General features: G+C 66.0%; 13 protein-coding genes. 7 read left to right on the top strand and 6 right to left on the bottom strand.

All coding sequences use genetic code 11. The annotated features are described in order from the left end of the window. The first annotated feature begins 302 nt into the window (after positions 1 to 302). Positions 303 to 1,433, top strand: coding sequence for a phosphoserine transaminase (gene serC / locus J7E80_RS08200; protein ID WP_215050982.1), 1,131 nt, complete (start codon positions 303 to 305; stop codon positions 1,431 to 1,433). Positions 1,434 to 1,462: 29 nt separating this feature from the next. Here the strand turns inward: serC and J7E80_RS08195 are convergent, their stop codons facing one another. Beyond that, on the bottom strand, positions 1,463 to 2,026 hold the full coding sequence (locus J7E80_RS08195; RefSeq protein WP_215050981.1) for a DUF3027 domain-containing protein: 564 nt from the start codon (positions 2,024 to 2,026) through the stop codon (positions 1,463 to 1,465). Positions 2,027 to 2,034: 8 nt separating this feature from the next. Continuing rightward, positions 2,035 to 2,418: a cold shock domain-containing protein gene (locus tag J7E80_RS08190; protein WP_215050980.1), complete on the bottom strand. Its 384-nt coding sequence runs from the start codon at positions 2,416 to 2,418 to the stop codon at positions 2,035 to 2,037. Between the two features lie 184 nt (positions 2,419 to 2,602). On the opposite strand from J7E80_RS08190, the gene J7E80_RS08185 reads away from it, so the two are divergent. The 6 genes from J7E80_RS08185 to J7E80_RS08160 all read left to right on the top strand — a co-directional run bounded on the left by J7E80_RS08185 (position 2,603) and on the right by J7E80_RS08160 (position 9,718). Next, positions 2,603 to 2,836 (top strand): hypothetical protein, encoded by a 234-nt coding sequence (locus J7E80_RS08185; protein WP_215050979.1) that lies wholly within the window; start codon positions 2,603 to 2,605, stop codon positions 2,834 to 2,836. A gap of 10 nt (positions 2,837 to 2,846) precedes the next feature. Then, positions 2,847 to 5,348 (top strand): helicase-associated domain-containing protein, encoded by a 2,502-nt coding sequence (locus J7E80_RS08180; RefSeq protein ID WP_215050978.1) that lies wholly within the window; start codon positions 2,847 to 2,849, stop codon positions 5,346 to 5,348. A gap of 13 nt (positions 5,349 to 5,361) precedes the next feature. After that, positions 5,362 to 7,008, top strand: a complete 1,647-nt coding sequence (locus J7E80_RS08175; protein ID WP_215050977.1) for a DNA repair helicase XPB — start codon at positions 5,362 to 5,364, stop codon at positions 7,006 to 7,008. 61 nt (positions 7,009 to 7,069) lie between these two features. Beyond that, a complete protein-coding gene (locus tag J7E80_RS08170; protein ID WP_215050976.1) occupies positions 7,070 to 7,783 on the top strand; it encodes a response regulator transcription factor in 714 nt (237 codons plus the stop codon). Positions 7,784 to 7,785: 2 nt separating this feature from the next. Then, on the top strand, positions 7,786 to 9,303 hold the full coding sequence (locus J7E80_RS08165) for a cell wall metabolism sensor histidine kinase WalK (protein WP_215050975.1): 1,518 nt from the start codon (positions 7,786 to 7,788) through the stop codon (positions 9,301 to 9,303). A gap of 127 nt (positions 9,304 to 9,430) precedes the next feature. Continuing rightward, a complete protein-coding gene (locus J7E80_RS08160; protein WP_215050974.1) occupies positions 9,431 to 9,718 on the top strand; it encodes a WXG100 family type VII secretion target in 288 nt (95 codons plus the stop codon). 65 nt (positions 9,719 to 9,783) lie between these two features. Here the strand turns inward: J7E80_RS08160 and J7E80_RS08155 are convergent, their stop codons facing one another. The 4 genes from J7E80_RS08155 to J7E80_RS08140 form a co-directional block, all read right to left on the bottom strand. After that, positions 9,784 to 10,833, bottom strand: a complete 1,050-nt coding sequence (locus J7E80_RS08155; protein ID WP_215050973.1) for a ribonuclease HI family protein — start codon at positions 10,831 to 10,833, stop codon at positions 9,784 to 9,786. Positions 10,834 to 11,019: 186 nt separating this feature from the next. Continuing rightward, entirely contained in the window at positions 11,020 to 12,648 is a 1,629-nt protein-coding gene (groL, locus tag J7E80_RS08150; protein ID WP_215050972.1) for a chaperonin GroEL, read from the bottom strand. 291 nt (positions 12,649 to 12,939) lie between these two features. Continuing rightward, entirely contained in the window at positions 12,940 to 14,223 is a 1,284-nt protein-coding gene (locus J7E80_RS08145) for an ABC transporter substrate-binding protein (RefSeq protein ID WP_311380785.1), read from the bottom strand. Positions 14,224 to 14,252: 29 nt separating this feature from the next. Next, a complete protein-coding gene (locus J7E80_RS08140) occupies positions 14,253 to 14,459 on the bottom strand; it encodes a cold-shock protein (RefSeq protein ID WP_215050971.1) in 207 nt (68 codons plus the stop codon). Positions 14,460 to 14,599: the final 140 nt, after the last annotated feature.

Genomic DNA, 14,599 nt, shown 5'->3' with positions numbered 1-14,599 from the left:
CACCGTACCGGGGGGCCCACCGCCCGGCGGTCCGGCGTCAAGCTGCCGCGGCCGCGATCCGACGACGGAGCAACACCGGGTTTCCGCCCGTACGTCCATTCAAAGCTTAGCCTATTTTGAATTACTCCGGATAATTTTGCGACCACCTGCAAAGTCACGATGACTGGACTGTGACGGGTGCGTTTCCCGTGATTTCCGGGTCTCAGGCAGAATAAAAGGGGTCTTCGTGGCAGACATGACTGCCAGCCGGCCATCATCTGTCCCCGCCGAACTGCATGTCCATGCCGAAAATTGGAGCCACTGTGAGCGACACCAGCATCACTATCCCAGCAAACCTCCTGCCCAAGGATGGACGGTTCGGCGCCGGGCCCTCCAAGGTCAGGCCCGAGCAGATCGAGGCGCTGTCCGCAGCCGCCACGTCTATCCTCGGCACGTCCCACCGCCAAGCGCCGGTGAAGAACCTGGTGGGGTCGGTCCGCGAGGGACTGAGCACCCTGTTCCGGGCTCCTGAGGGGTACGAAGTGATCCTGGGCGTGGGCGGTTCGACGGCGTTCTGGGATGTGGCCAGCTTCGGCCTGGTGGAGCAGAAGGCCCAGCACCTTTCCTTCGGCGAATTCGGTTCCAAATTCGCTGCCGCCACCAACAAGGCGCCGTTCCTCGCGGAATCCTCCATCATCAAGTCCGAGCCGGGAACGTGCCCGGCGCCCCAGGCCGAGGCGGGCGTTGACGTCTACGCCTGGCCGCAGAACGAGACTTCCACCGGCGTGGCCGCCCCGGTCAAGCGAGTGAACGGCGCCGATTCAGGTTCCCTCGTCCTCGTGGACGCAACCTCGGCCGCCGGCGGGCTGGACGTGGACGTTGCCGAGACCGACGTGTACTACTTCGCGCCGCAGAAGAACTTCGCCTCCGACGGCGGCCTGTGGCTCGGTCTCTTCTCGCCCGCGGCCCTGGAGCGTGCCGCACGGGTCAAAGCCAGCGGCCGGTGGATCCCGGACTTCCTTGACCTGCAGACCGCCATTGACAACTCCAAGCTGAACCAGACCTACAACACCCCGGCCCTGGCCACACTGGTCACCCTGGATGCCCAGGTGCAGTGGCTGAACGCCGGCGGAGGCCTCGACTTCGCAGCCGACCGCACCGCGGATTCCGCCAGCCGCATCTACAAATGGGCTGAAGCCTCCGAGTTCGCCACGCCGTTTGTGGCCAACGCCGCGGAACGCTCGAACGTCATCGCCACGATCGATTTCGACGACTCCATCGACGCGGCAGCCATTGCCAAGGTGCTCCGCGCCAACGGCATCGTCGACACCGAGCCGTACCGCAAGCTGGGACGCAACCAGCTCCGCATCGCCACCTTCGTGGCGATCGAGCCCGCGGACGTATCCGCGCTGCTGGAATGCATCGACTATGTGGTGGGCGAGCTGAAGAAGTAGTCTCTCCCAAACCGGTGACGCTGACAGCGTCAGCGTTCGACGGCGTCGTCCGGGCTTGTGTCCGGGCCGGCGCCGTCCGCCGTTCCGCCGCCGGACGGCTCGACGGAATCTTCCCTTGGAGCCCTGGCCTGCTCCTCCTCTGGGGATTCTGCAGGTTCCTCCGCCTCGCCGGCATCAGTGCCGCCTTCTTCAGCGGCGTCTTCCTGGGCGTCCTCGGGCCGTACCCGTTCGGCCCACGGGATCCACTCCGGTGCGAGGATGGAGTCCTCCGAGGGCAACAGGCCCAGCTCATTCACCGTTATCACCTTGGACCGCGAGTTGCGCGTGAGCACGGCATACCACTGCCAGCCGACGTACCCGGGCAGCCGCGATTCGAAGAGGTGCGTCACCAGGCGGTCGCCCTCGGTGCGCGCTGCGATGTGCTCGCCGATTTCGGATGCCTTCGCTATGCCTTCAATGGCGGACCGTGCAACGTCCACGGCAGCCGCCAGGACGGCGTCCGGCTTACCGGTGCGCCATACCGGGACACCGGCGCGCCGTTTGGGGGCCTTTGGCTCCACCTTGGACTCGGCCTGATCAGGTTCCGGGTTCATGGGGATGCCTAAGCGTCCAGCTCGTCGGCAACCTTACGCAGGGCGGCAGCGATGGCTTTGCCTTTATTACCCTCCGGGTACTTGCCTGCGGACAGCGTGCCGGACAGGTTGTCCAGCACGCTGACAAGGTCCTGTACCAGCGGTGCGAGGTCCTTGGCGTTAGGCCGCTTGGCCTTGGCGATGGACGGCGTCTTGTCCAGGACACGGAGGCCCAGGGCCTGGGCACCTTTGCGGCCGTCAGCCACACCGAATTCAACGCGGGTGCCGGCCTTCAGTTCGTGGACGCCCTCGGGAAGCGCCGACTTGGGCAGGAACACTTCCTGCCCGTCCTCACCTGCGAGGAACCCGAAACCTTTGTCCTTGTCATACCACTTGACTTTGCCGGTAGGCACGTAATCAACCTTCTTCGTTCTGGCGTTACTAAGACATGTCCGGCCATCACCGCATCCGCACTGATATGCGGGTTCAGGGAATGACTGCCTGGTCCATGTTGGTCTGTTGATTCAAGGTTATCCTGACTGGCTCTGGATTCCTGCTTTGAGGCGCGGCCGTGGCCGGACTGTTAGCGTTACGTGCATGATACCCACGCGTTTCCGGCGTCCCCTGATGATCGCCGCTGCAATCCTGGCAGTGCTCTCCCTGGCCGCCGTGGGAACGGTTATGGCGATGGCCTTTGGCGGCCAGGCCGCTCCGCCCTGGATAACATCCACCGCTCTTTATGGACTTCCGCTCGCTTTCATCCTGATGTTCGTCCTAGTGATCGACGGCGTTGCCGCACGCCGACGGACAGGAAGCGGCAGCGGGCGGTAACGTTGGACTGATGTCCCTCATTCGTGCGCTCAGCAAGGAACTTGAGGCACGCAGCGACGAGTCGCTGCGTGCTCTGTTCATTGCTCGGCCGGACCTGATCTCGCCGGGCGTCCCGGACTTCGCGGCCCTGGCAGCGCGCGCCAGCGCCAGAGTCAGCGTGCAGCGCGCCCTGGAACGGCTGAACCGGCCCCAGATGCAGGTGCTGGAGACCCTGCACCTGTGCACGAACACGGACACCGGGCACAGCGCGTCTGCCACGGGCGTCAAGAAAATGATCGCCGGCTCAACGGTGGCCGCTGTTGAACGGATCCTTCTGTCGCTCCAGGAACTGGCACTGGTCCAACGGGCAGAGCCTCCTCACACCGCCGGCCCCGCTGCCCACCGGCAGCGGTATTACCTGCCGGTGGGCAGCTTGAAGGACGTCGTCGGCATCTATCCGGCCGGGCTCGGGCGAAGCTACACCGAGCTGGTCCGGCTGCAGCCGGCTTTCGCCCAGCGCGTCGTCCAGCTGGTCGGCGAACTGCACCGCAGCGGTGCCGCCATCCAGGCGGCCACCACTCCCATGGAGGCAGCGCTGGCGCTGCAGCACTGGACCTCCTCTCCGGAGGCTTTGCGCGCTATCCTCGCCAAGGCCCCCGAACGCACGACGGCGCTGCTCGCCAGGTTCAGCAACTGGGCCATGGGTGCCGTCCCCCAGGCACAGCGAAAAGCATCAGTCACCGCCGAGAGCCACGATGTGGGGCCGGTGGACTGGCTGCTGGCCCGCGGCCTGCTGGTGCCCCTGGACGCCGCTCATGTGGAACTGCCGCACAGCGTCGGCATGTCGCTCCGCGGCGGGGCCGTGATCGACAACTTTTCCCTCACTCCCCCCAGACCCACGCTGGGAACAACCACCGCTTCCCTGCGCCGGAACGCTGCCCTCGGCGCCATCGCCGAAACCCTGCGGCTCACCGGCGAGTTGCTCCATGCCGTCAGGGAGCAGCCGCTGGCCACGCTGCGGAGCGGCGGAGTGGGCATCCGCGAAATGCGCAGGCTTGCCGAGGCCCTGCGGGTGGACCAGCACATGGCGGCGGTGCTGCTTGAGTTCTGCGCCCTGGCGGGGTTGATCCGACTGGACGTGGACAGCTCCTGCTGGGTGCAGCCGACGCCCCAGCTGGAGTGGCTGGGCCTGCCCCGGCAGGAACAGTGGCTTTGGCTGGTCAACGCCTGGCTGGCCAGCGAACGCGCCCCGTCGCTGGTGGGGCAGCCCGTCACCGCCCAGCCTTCCGGACCGCCGAGCCACCGGACGGCCGCCGGCACCACGATCAATGCTCTGTCCGCTGAGGCCCAGCGGCCCGATGCGCCGGTCGTCCGCAAGAGAATCCTGGAGATTTTGCACGAGCTGACGCTGGAAGCGGAGGCAGCCGACGGCACGGCTCCCGTCCTCAATGCCGATGCCGTGCTGCAGCGCGCGGAATGGTCTCAGCCCCGCATGGCACGGCGCTTCAGCTCGCTGATCCGCGGGGTCCTGGCCGAGGCTGAGATGCTCGGGCTGATCGGCTCGGGTGCCCTGAGCCAGCTGGGCGCCGCCATTGCAGCGGATGCGCCGGACGACGCGATGAACATCCTCGGCGAGCACCTCCCGGCGGCGCTGAACCATGTCCTGCTGCAGGCCGACCTTACCGCTGTCGCTCCGGGATACCTGACGCCGGAGCTGAGCGAACAGCTGCAGCGGATGGCAGACGCCGAGGGGCAGGGCCCTGCCACCATCTACCGGTTCTCGGTGCAATCCATCCGGCGTGCCCTCGACGGGGGGCTGGATTCCGCGTCCATGCTGGATTTCCTGCGCCGACATTCGGCCACCGCCGTTCCGCAGCCGCTGGAGTATCTCATCGAGGACACCGCCCAGCGGCATGGCAAGCTGCGGGTCGGGGCAGCCGCCAGCTTTATCCAAAGCGATGACGAAGCGGCACTTGTCGAGCTGGCCGGCGAGGCCGCGGCGGCCTCGCTGAACCTCGTCCGGATCGCCCCCACCGTCCTGGTTTCCTCCGCACCACCCCGGCAGACCGCATTGGTGCTGCGCGGGCTGGGACTGTCACCTGCCGTCGAAGAGTCCGGTTCCGCCGTCGTCCGCCTGAACCGCACAGCCCCGGTGGCTGGCGCCGCGGGGCGCCCGGTCTACAGCGCTCCGCGGACGGCGCCGCCGGAAGCCGACATTGCCGCCCAGCTCACGGTACTGCGCAGCCACGCGGCTGTGGCTGGCCCCAACGGGCATCGTGCCAGCGCGGCCCTCAACGGCGGAGAGGAAGCCACGCAGCTGGGGCTGGAGACGCTGCGGACAGCCATCAGGCTCAAACAGCGGGTCACCATGAATGTGGTGGACAGCATGGGGAATGCCAAGCTGGAAACCGTTGTTCCCGTATCGGTCACCGGCGGACGGGTCCGGGTCTTCGACCCCGCCAAGGACACCGAGCGGGTGCTGTCCATCCACCGGATCATCGACATCGAAGCAACAGAGGAAATGCGTCCGTGAAAGTTGACGCCGCGTGAATGACGGCCCCCTGATTGTCCAGAGCGACAAAACCATCCTCCTCGAAGTGGACCACGAGCAAGCCACCGAAGCCAGGCACGCCATCGCGGCGTTCGCCGAGCTGGAGCGCGCTCCGGAGCATATGCACAGCTACCGGCTGACCCCGCTGGGCCTCTGGAATGCGCGGGCGGCGGGCCTCGACGCCGAGAAGGTGCTGGATACGCTGCTCAAGTACTCCCGTTTCCCGGTGCCGCACTCGCTCCTGATCGACATCGAAGAAACCATGTCCCGTTACGGCCGGCTCCGGCTGGAAAAGGATCCGCAGCACGGGCTGGTGATGCGCACCAGCGACTACCCCGTGCTCGAGGAGGTCAGCCGGGCCAAGAAGATCCAGCCGCTGCTGGGACCGCGCATTGACGGCGAGACCGTTGTGGTCCACTCCTCCCAGCGCGGCCAGCTGAAGCAACTGCTGCTCAAGATCGGCTGGCCCGCGGAGGACCTGGCGGGGTACGTCGACGGGACACCCCACCCCATCATGCTGAACGAGTCGGGGTGGAAGCTGCGGCCTTACCAGCGGCTGGCGGCGGAGAACTTCTGGGCCGGCGGCAGCGGCGTGGTGGTGCTCCCCTGCGGCGCGGGCAAAACCCTGGTGGGGGCGGCAGCCATGGCCACCAGCTCCACCACCACGCTCATCCTCGTCACCAACACCGTCTCCGCCCGGCAGTGGAAGGATGAGCTGCTCAGGCGGACGTCGCTCACGGAATCCGAGATCGGTGAGTATTCGGGAGCTGTCAAGGAAGTCCGGCCGGTCACCATCGCCACCTACCAGGTGCTCACCACAAAGCGCGGCGGCCTGTACCCGCACCTGGAGCTCGTGGACGGGAACGACTGGGGGCTGATCATCTACGACGAAGTCCACCTGCTTCCCGCACCGATCTTCCGGATGACGGCGGACCTCCAGGCCCGGCGCCGTCTGGGGCTGACCGCCACGTTGGTCCGCGAGGACGGCCGCGAGGGCGAGGTCTTCAGCCTCATCGGACCGAAACGCTATGACGCGCCGTGGAAGGACATCGAGGCCCAGGGGTATATCGCGCCCGCCGACTGCGTGGAGGTGCGGGTCGACCTCCCCCGCGATGAACGTGTTGCCTACGCCATGGCCGATGACGCCGACAAGTACCGGCTGTGCGCCACGTCGGCGACCAAGACGGTGGTGGCGGAGCAGCTGGTGGAGAAACACCGCGGCGAGCAGGTGCTGGTGATCGGCCAGTACATCGACCAGCTTGATGAGCTCGGCGAGCGCCTTAATGCCCCGGTGATCAAGGGCGAGACGTCCGTGAAGGAACGCCAGAAGCTCTTTGATGCGTTCCGCGCGGGTGAGGTCCAGATGCTCGTGGTCTCCAAGGTGGCCAACTTTTCCATCGACCTGCCGGAGGCGTCCGTGGCCATCCAGGTCTCCGGTTCCTTCGGCTCCAGGCAGGAGGAGGCCCAGCGGCTCGGCCGGCTGCTGCGGCCGAAACAGGACGGCAGGGCCGCACGCTTTTACTCACTGGTGGCACGGGACACTCTGGACCAGGACTTTGCCGCCAAGCGCCAGCGGTTCCTGGCCGAGCAGGGCTATGCGTACCGCATCATGGACGCCAAGGACGCCGGCGCGATGGGCTAACCCAAGCAACACACAACATTCATCCAGATAACTCCCAGTTTCTGGGAGCATCATGGGAGATATGAAAAAGAACGGTGCCGAAGCCAAGCTCCTCGTGGTCGACGACGAGCCGAACATCCGCGAGCTGCTGTCCACGTCGCTGCGCTTCGCCGGATTCGAAGTGGTCTCGGCCGGCAACGGACGGGACGCCCTCGCGGCTGCGGAAACCCACTCACCCGATCTGGCCGTGCTGGATGTCATGCTGCCGGACATGGACGGCTTCACTGTCACGCGCCGGCTGCGCGCCGCAGGCAAGCATTTCCCCGTTCTGTTCCTGACCGCCAAGGACGACACCGAGGACAAGGTCACCGGACTCACCGTGGGCGGCGACGACTACGTCACCAAGCCATTCAGCCTCGATGAGGTGGTGGCCAGGATCCGTGCCGTGCTCCGCCGCACCCAGCCCATGCTGGATGATGACGAGGCCGTCATCCGCGTGGACGACCTCGAGCTCGACGACGATGCCCACGAGGTGCGCCGCGGCGGGACGGTGATTGAGCTGTCCCCCACCGAGTTCAAGCTTCTCCGGTACCTGATGCTCAATCCGAACCGCGTCCTCTCCAAGGCACAGATCCTGGACCACGTCTGGGAATACGATTTCAACGGCGATGCTTCGATCGTGGAGTCCTACATCTCGTACCTGCGCCGCAAGGTGGACATCGATCCCGAAGCGCCGGCCCTGATCCAGACCAAGCGCGGCGTGGGCTACGTGCTGCGGACAGCAGAAAAGCGCTGACCTTGCTCGAGCGCTGGAAGTCCGCCACACTCCGGTCCCAACTGGTGGCCATCATGATGGCGCTCCTGCTGGTGGCCCTGGCAGTGACCGGAGCCGGCACCCTGACGCTGCTGCGCAGCTATCTTGAGGGCCAGGTGGACGACAAACTCCAGGCCGCCGTCCAGTCCGCCGAGCGGCAGCGGTCCTTCAACCAGCTCCTTGTGCCGAACCCTGTGGTCCCAACCGACTACACCGTGACCATCTACTTTCCGGATGCCGGGAGAAGCAATCTCGACGGCAAGGCTGACCGCCCCGACATCGACTCAATCTCGCTGGATGAGGCCCGCCAGCGCGGCCTGAAGCCGTACCAGGTCCGCGGCAGCGACGGCAAGAACTGGCGGGTCGTCGCGGTCAGCGTCGTAACCAGCGAGCAGGAGCGGGCAGTGGTGGTTGTCGGGCTGCCGCTCTCACCTGTCGATGAGGTCTTGCGGCACGCTACCCTGGTGGTCGTCGGCGTCGGACTGCTGACCCTGGTCCTCGCCTTCTTTATCGCGTCCTGGACGGTCACCAGATCCTTCAGGCCGCTCGCCAGGGTGGAAAAGACGGCCGCCGCCATTGCGGCCGGGGACCTGTCCCGCCGCGTCGCGGTGGAAAACCCAGCCACGGAGGTCGGCCGGCTGGGACGGTCCCTCAACGCCATGCTGGCCCACATCGAGGCGGCTTTTGCGGCCAGGATGGCCTCAGAGGACCGGATGCGCCGTTTCGCGGCGGATGCTTCCCATGAGCTGCGCACACCGCTGGTGACCATCAGGGGCTACTCGGAGCTCTACCGGCATGGTGCCCTGCAATCAGACGAGGACATTTCAAGCGCCATGGGCAGGATCGAGAGCGAAGCCAAGCGGATGGGCTCCATGGTGGAGGACCTGCTCCTGCTTGCCCGGCTGGACGAGCAGCGGCCGCTGCAGCAGAAGCCGGTGGACCTGCAGCTGATCGCCCACGACGCCGTCGTGGATACCCACGCGAGCGCCAGAAACCGCACCATCGCCCTGATCGGGCTCGACGGCGGGAGCGCCGCACCGGCCCCCGTTCTCGGCGACGAGGCGAAGCTCCGCCAGGTGGTGGGAAACCTCGTGGGCAACGCCTTGCGGTACACCCCGGAGGGTACGCCGATAGAGCTCGCCGTCGGCGTGCGGACGGGCGAGGACGGTGCACCCCGGGCTGTGCTCGAAGTCCGCGACCACGGGCCCGGCATTCCTGAAAGCGAAGCGCCCAGGATCTTCGAGCGTTTTTACCGGTCGGACACCTCGCGCACCCGGGAAACCGGCGGCAGCGGACTGGGCCTGGCCATCGTGGCGGCCATTGTCGGCTCGCACGGCGGCTCAGTCCGGGTGGAACCGACCGACGGCGGCGGCGCCACGCTTGCCGTCAGCCTCCCCCTCCGGGATGACTCGCAGGAAACCCGCCACGGGGACGCCGACAGCCAGCAGCGCGGGAGCAGGGACGACAGGAGCCAGGACGACGATCAGGTTATGCACATATAGAAATTAGCCGTGGCGCCCGCTGCGGCCGCGTTCGTAGGCTCGACTCAGTGGACCGGAACACCAGTCCCTGTCTTCCCATAGCCGGTTCCGCAAGCACCGGTCCAGCGAACGTCGAGAGGCCAGAGCCATGAGCATCATTTCCGTCGATACCGAACTCCTCCAGGTGAAGTCAGCCAACGTCAAGGCGACAGTTGACCGCATCAGCGCCGACGTCCAGACGATGAAGCGTGGCCTGGACGAACTCCAGGCCACGTGGCGCGGCTCTGCAGCCACAAACTTCCAGGCACTCGTCACCGAGTGGACCGTGACGCAGGGAAAGGTGGAGGCCTCCCTGGCTTCCATCAACCTCGCGCTCTCCTCTGCCGCCGCCACCTACGCCCAGGCCGAGCAGGGCAACGCCCAGCGCTTCACCTGAGAGGCCCGTCAGTCCCCACGCTCGCCGGTGGACCGGTTCGGCTTCCGAGTCCGTTGGCGGGCCCGTCAGGCCTCGGGGGTGCCTTGATGGAAGCGGAGGCGCCACTGCCCGCCGTCGAGGACCCAGAGGGAGCTGCAGAGGGCAGTGCCGGCACGGGAGTGGCTCCGATAGGTCAGCAGGATGGCGTCCGCACCGATCCGCTCCGTGCTAATCATCTCCAGCTCCCTCGGGCCGCCCGGGCTTTCCTCAAGCGACATCATCAGTGCGTCGCGCGTCCAGATCCGGCCGGAGCGTCCGATCTCCGTGAATTCCGGGTGCAGGAGCACGCCTATCCGCCCGATGTCACTGCGCACATCCGGGCGGAGGAGCTCGCGCTCGAGCGCCTCCACGGTTTCTTCCGGACTCACGCTGCCGCCGGGCGTGGCGGCAAAGGCGTCCGCTTCCATTTCGCTGAAGAGATCCGGCTCGCTCTCTGTAACAAGTCTGGTGCCCGTCACACTGCTGTCTGCTAGCGGACGGTCCTGGCTGCCAAAGAGGTCCAATTCGTCAGCGCCGTCCAGTTCAGCGCCGTCCAGTTCAGTGCCGGCCCGTTCATCGCCGTTCAGTCCTGCGCGGGTGCCCGGGGCATCCTCTACCCCCAGTGCTGCCGCTCCGCGGAAGCCGGGGCCGGAGCGTGCAGCGACCCCCTGCTGGAAGGACAGTGCGACGGCGCGGGCACGCTCGTCGGCGGCTTCGTTCAGGTCGTGGCCGGTGTGGCCCCTGACCCATTCGAAGGTGTACTTCCGCCCTGCGAGTTCCTTGTCAATCTCCTTGAGGAGGTCCACGTTAAGTACGGGCTTGCCATCCGCCTTGCGCCATCCCTTGCGCTTCCAGCCCGGCATCCATTTGGTCACCGAGTTGATGACATACTGGCTGTCGCAAAGGATGCGCAGGTCCTCCTGCGGTATGTGGGCCGTGGCGCGGAAGAGATCCAGCACAGCCATCAGCTCACCCTGGTTGTTCGTTCCGTGTGGCCAGCCTCCGGCGCGCCAGCAATCGTCGTTCACGTACCAGGCCCATCCGGCCGGGCCGGGATTTCCTAAAGCCGAACCGTCGGCCGCTGCTGTAATCGTCACGAATCCATCCTGCCAGACCCAGCCGGCACTGTTTTCACCCCCAGGTCCGGTGGACCGCCGGACCTGGGGAGCAGCCACGTCCATGCCAACAAAAAACATCTCCACGCTGTTAAAAACCAGCAGCGACCCCACCCGAAGGCGGGGCCGCTGCTGCTCTTACGCGTTAGCGACTAGGAGGCCCGGGGGTTAGAAACCGCCCATGCCGCCCATCTCGTCGCCGCCGGCCATGGCCGGAGCGTTCTTCTCCGGCTTGTCGGCTACTACTGCCTCCGTGGTGAGGAACAGGCCGGCAATGGAAGCCGCGTTCTGCAGGGCAGAGCGGGTTACCTTGACGGGGTCGTTGATGCCGGCAGCCAGCAGGTCGACGTACTCGCCGGTTGCAGCGTTCAGGCCGTGGCCAGCGGGCAGGCCGCGGACCTTGTCGACCACAACGCCGGGCTCGAGGCCTGCGTTGAAGGCGATCTGCTTCAGCGGGGCGTCGATGGCAACGCGGACAATGTTCGCACCGGTTGCCTCGTCGCCTTCGAGCTGCAGGTTCGCGAATGCCTTCAGGCCAGCCTGGATCAGGGCCACGCCACCGCCGGCGACGATACCCTCTTCAACGGCAGCCTTCGCGTTGCGGACGGCGTCCTCGATGCGGTGCTTGCGTTCCTTGAGCTCAACTTCGGTCGCGGCACCGGCCTTGATGACTGCAACGCCGCCGGCCAGCTTGGCCAGGCGCTCCTGCAGCTTCTCGCGGTCGTAGTCGGAGTCGGAGTTTTCGATCTCGGCGCGGATCTGGGAAACGCGGCCGGCGATCTGGTCGGCGTCGCCGGCACCTTCAACGATGGTGGTCTCGTCCTTGGTGACAACCACCTTGCGGGCGCGGCCCAGGAGGTCCAGCCCAGCGGTCTCAAGCTTCAGGCCAACTTCCTCGGCGATGACCTGGCCACCGGTGAGGATGGCGATGTCGGCAAGCTGTGCCTTGCGGCGGTCACCGAAGCCCGGGGCCTTGACGGCAACGGACTTGAAGGTGCCACGGATCTTGTTGACGATCAGGGTGGCCAGGGCCTCGCCCTCGATGTCTTCGGCAATGATCAGCAGCGGCTTGTTGGACTGCATGACCTTTTCGAGGACAGCAACCAGTTCCTTGACGTTGGAGATCTTGGAGTTGACGATCAGGATGTACGGGTCCTCGAGGACCGTTTCCTGACGTTCGGTGTCCGTGACGAAGTATGCGGAGATGTAACCCTTGTCGAAGCGCATGCCTTCGGTGAGTTCCAGCTCCAGGCCGAAGGTGTTGGACTCCTCGACGGTGATGACACCTTCCTTGCCGACCTTGTCCAGGGCTTCGGCAATGAGGGCGCCGATTTCGTCGTCACCGGCGGAGATGGACGCCGTAGCGGCGATCTCTTCCTTGGTTTCGATTTCCTTGGCGTTGTCCAGCAGTTCGCGGGTTACCGCTTCAACTGCCTTCTCGATACCGCGCTTGAGGGACAGCGGGTCAGCGCCGGCCGCAACGTTGCGCAGGCCTTCCTTGACCAGTGCCTGTGCCAGCACGGTTGCCGTCGTGGTGCCGTCGCCAGCGACGTCATCCGTCTTCTTGGCAACTTCCTTGACCAGTTCGGCGCCGATTTTCTCGTAGGGATCGTCCAGCTCGATCTCCTTGGCGATGGAAACACCATCGTTGGTGATCGTGGGGGCGCCCCACTTCTTTTCGAGGACGACGTTGCGTCCACGCGGGCCGAGGGTGACCTTGACGGCGTCGGCGAGGGTGTTAAGGCCCCGCTCGAGGCCGCGGCGTGCCTCTTCATCAAATGCAATGATCTTGGCCATAACGGCAGTAGTCCTTTCGGGGACAGTCGTTAAGAATGAACCTCGTTGCGGTGCCCGCGACGGACGATCTTTCCTGCAGGCCTCTGTATGCCGGCAGTACGGATCTCACCCCAACCAGGTGTTTCTTTCGCTCCATGCACGCCTGCCAAGCCTCGCTGACGGCCTAAACCGGGCGACGCTTTAGCAGTCGATACGCAAGAGTGCTAATCAATAATTAGCACTCCCCCGGGGAGAGTGCAAGCAGCGGGCGAGAAAAACGGGACGCGTCCGCGGACACTTCGCTGCCAGCGATCAGCTGGCGGCCCGGCTTGCCGTTTCGCTGCCGGTGAGTTTCGCTTTGTTGTCCGCCCCGTATGTGAACACCATGTAGTTGGCCACCGTGACGTCGCCGTCGGCGTTGAACCGGACCGGGCCCGACTCGCCGTCGTAATCAATGGCCGTTCCGGCTTTGAGACCGGCCAGGCATTCTTTGTACGTCCTGCAGACGGATGGCTTGCCGGCGGGCTGGGTGGCTGTTCCGGCGGACCCGCCCGAGACGGTGATCAGCATCGCGGCCACCGATGCGCCCGCGTCGTCATCGGCCGCGGCGGCCGCCAGGGCCGCAAGATTGACTGCATCAAAGGTCTCAGAGGCAAAGGTCATGTCCTTCAGCTCCGCATCCACGGCGACAAGTTCACCCTGCAGGTGAGCTGAGGGAAACACCCCCGGGACGACCCCGCGGGCGCCCTCCAGCGCCTTGGACCCGAGGTCCGAGCCGTACTGCCGGAAGGCGCCGTCGGACAGGATCAGTCGCTTTCCCGTCAGGCCGGCGTTGGTCAATTCTGCTATGGCGCCCTGCGCACCTTCACGGGCAACCACAACGACGGCGTCCGGAGCGGCAGCACCGGCGGCGGCTGCCGCATTCTGCGCCGCGCCGGGTTTGAAGCCGGCCACTGTCACGGGATCCAACCCGGCACTCTTCGCGGAATCGGACACCGCCGCGGATACTTCCGTTCCGTAGGTGCCCTCCTCATGGACCACGGCGAGGCTCTTGGCCCCGCCGTCCTTGGCCAGCTTCACCAGCACCGCAGCCTGGGCAATATCGGCTGCGGCAGTGCGGAAGTAGTAGCCGCCGCTCTTGTAGGCGCTCAGGTCCCTCGCCGTATTGGCAGGCGAGATGAGCGCGATCCTGGCCTTGGACAGCACATCGATGGCCGCCGGAGCGCGGCTCGAATCGGTGGGTCCGATCACGACGTCGGCCTTCGCCGCCACGAGTTCCCGGGCTTGGGCGGCGGTGTCGGCACTGACCTTTTCCGGCAGCAGTTCCACCGGCCTGCCTTTGTGGCCGCCGGCGGCATTGATCTCCTGGACGGCGAGTTTGGCGGCGGCAAGCTGGGCCTTATTCAGGAACGCCTGGGCGCCTGTGTTGTCCAGGATCAGGCCGATCCGCAAGATTCCGTCGCCGCTGGCCTCCACCGATGCCGTCCTGGCACTTCCGTCCGGTCCCGAGCAGGCGCCCAGCGCCAAGACGGCGGCGGCGCCCCAGACAGCGGTGCGGGCGGGCTTCACAATGCCGGGCCGCCGCCGTACAGTCACCCGGGTGCGCCTCCCGGCGGCGGGACGCGTCACTCGGCAGGCCGGACGTTCTCGGCCTGCGGGCCCTTTTCGCCTTCGCCGACCTCGAGCTCCACGCGCTGGCCCTCGTCGAGCGCACGGTACCCGTCGCCCTGAATGGCGGACCAGTGCACGAAAACGTCGTCGCCCGTGCCGTCAACAGTGATGAAGCCGTAGCCCTTTTCGGCGTTGAACCACTTCACGGTACCCAATGCCATGATCTCCACACTTTCAGATTGCTTCCGTAAGGCCCACTTCAGTGTGCGCCGTGAATTACGCTTCGAAGTCTGAAGTCACTCTATCTATTCGGGCCCGCCGGGCGGCAGGAGGAGAGCCGGAACCCGACCCAATAGTTATT

The organism is Arthrobacter sp. ISL-28 (assembly GCF_018613875.1).
Classification (GTDB): Bacteria; Actinomycetota; Actinomycetes; order Actinomycetales; family Micrococcaceae; genus Arthrobacter.
Note: the sequence above shows the minus strand (reverse complement) of the source record. Positions and strands in the feature narration are given on the sequence as shown.

Coding starts and splice junctions, on each gene's coding strand:
- J7E80_RS08185 (WP_215050979.1), top strand. CDS start 2,603: ATGATACCCACGCGTTTCCGGCGTCCCCTGATGATCGCCGCTGCAATC.
- J7E80_RS08170 (WP_215050976.1), top strand. CDS start 7,070: ATGAAAAAGAACGGTGCCGAAGCCAAGCTCCTCGTGGTCGACGACGAG.
- J7E80_RS08160 (WP_215050974.1), top strand. CDS start 9,431: ATGAGCATCATTTCCGTCGATACCGAACTCCTCCAGGTGAAGTCAGCC.
- groL (WP_215050972.1), bottom strand. CDS start 12,648: ATGGCCAAGATCATTGCATTTGATGAAGAGGCACGCCGCGGCCTCGAG.
- J7E80_RS08140 (WP_215050971.1), bottom strand. CDS start 14,459: ATGGCATTGGGTACCGTGAAGTGGTTCAACGCCGAAAAGGGCTACGGC.
- J7E80_RS08195 (WP_215050981.1), bottom strand. CDS start 2,026: ATGAACCCGGAACCTGATCAGGCCGAGTCCAAGGTGGAGCCAAAGGCC.
- J7E80_RS08180 (WP_215050978.1), top strand. CDS start 2,847: ATGTCCCTCATTCGTGCGCTCAGCAAGGAACTTGAGGCACGCAGCGAC.